The following is a 1,503-nucleotide window of genomic DNA, read 5'->3' as shown; positions in this document are numbered from 1 at the left end:
GACAAAAGAGGAACCAGCGGCCGCATCGAGTAACCAATATAATTCCCCGGCCGGGGGGTGGATGAGACGAGAAGGATAGGAGAAAGAGTCACCATAAGCAGAGAAAATCTCATGTAGAGCGGGGCGTTTACTTTCGCCGGCAGCGATAAAGATCACACAACGGGCCCGATTGATCAGGGGAACAGTAAAAGTCAAGCGGGGATTGCCATCTTTCTCGCCGACGGTGATACAGCGATCGCTCACCGTTAAAGCTGCCGTGTGAGGAAAGAGAGAGGCAGTATGACCATCATCGCCCATTCCTAATAAAATCAGGTCAAAAACGGGAAAATCGGGAGAATTGACCCCAAACCATTGTCGGAGATGATCATCGTATTTTTGGGCGGCCAGGTGGGGATCGGGTTCATCCGTGGGCATAGGATGAATATTAGCGGCCGGGATCGGTATGCGATCGAGCCATGCTAACCGGGCCATGCGTTGATTACTGTCAGGATGATCGGGACTAACGTAGCGTTCATCTCCCCAGAAAACGTGAATTTTTGACCAGTCGAGGGGTTGAGAGGATAAAGCTTCGTAGAGAGGTTTCGGGGTACTACCGCCGGACAGAGCGATGGTAAAATAGTCCTGTTGGTCGAGGCTGGTTGTGATTTTTTCCAGAACCAGCGCCAGAGATTTTGCGATCAGAGCTTGTTTATCAGCTAAAACTTCCACCAATTTCTGCATGGGTTTTGTTATCGACTCAGGGGGGGCTGTCTTTACTATAGGCTAACCATTCAGGACTCATCTGAGAGCTTGGGAAAATTTTATTCTTTGACAGCCTCTGTCTTAGGTAAGAGATACGGGGGGAAAACCTCGTCTGAGAGCTTGGGAAAATTTTATTAGACCTGCTGCAAAAGTAAGTTATCGAGGCACTATCGGGTTAAAATATCTAAAAAAATGGATAAATTTGACATAATATTAGGTTTTATCGATATTATAGTTTTCTATTGTCTTTTTTCTCCTCCTGACGACCGTCTCCTATCGACCGTCTCCTCGCCTAACGGCAGATTTTTGATTTTTGCAGGAGATATATTCTTTGACAGGGATAAGTTTACCGATGCCATATTGAGGTAATATTTCTAGAGTCGATTCTCGAAGGGGGTTGACAAGCAGAACGATTTGACATAGGGTTTAGCGGGAGGTTGAGCGAGAGTTAATTAGAAATTGCAGTTTGTCAGAGTGCCTCTCGGCAAAATCCTTCTGGGAATCCCCAGCGAGAACTTTTAAACAGACTAGTCACTAACCCCGCCCTAAAAGGGACGGGGCTTGCCTAAACCAATTTAGGCGCCGCAAGTAGAGACTACCGCATCGAGACACCATCTGGCCCAGACCTCCGAATACTTCCCTAGTTCGGATTCCCTCTCAGCTTTATTGGTAAAGCGTTGTTAGACAAGACATCTTGATTGTGTTGCGGTTCGGGACATTAACTTCACTCTTAAGGATTATCTCCATGGCAAGAGTTCCTGT

The 1,503-nt window shown here is 46.8% G+C and carries 1 protein-coding gene; it reads right to left on the bottom strand.

Going from position 1 to position 1,503, the window contains the following annotated elements:
* On the bottom strand, positions 1–720 hold a 720-nt coding region (gene pgl / locus IQ242_RS24590; RefSeq protein WP_193961755.1), incomplete at its 3' end, for a 6-phosphogluconolactonase.
* Positions 721–1,503: the final 783 nt, after the last annotated feature.

It is taken from the genome of Microcystis sp. LEGE 08355, assembly GCF_015207185.1.
GTDB lineage: Bacteria > Cyanobacteriota > Cyanobacteriia > Cyanobacteriales > Microcystaceae > Microcystis > Microcystis panniformis.
The sequence above is the reverse complement of the archived record's forward strand: the minus strand, read 5'-3'. Positions and strand labels throughout refer to the sequence as shown.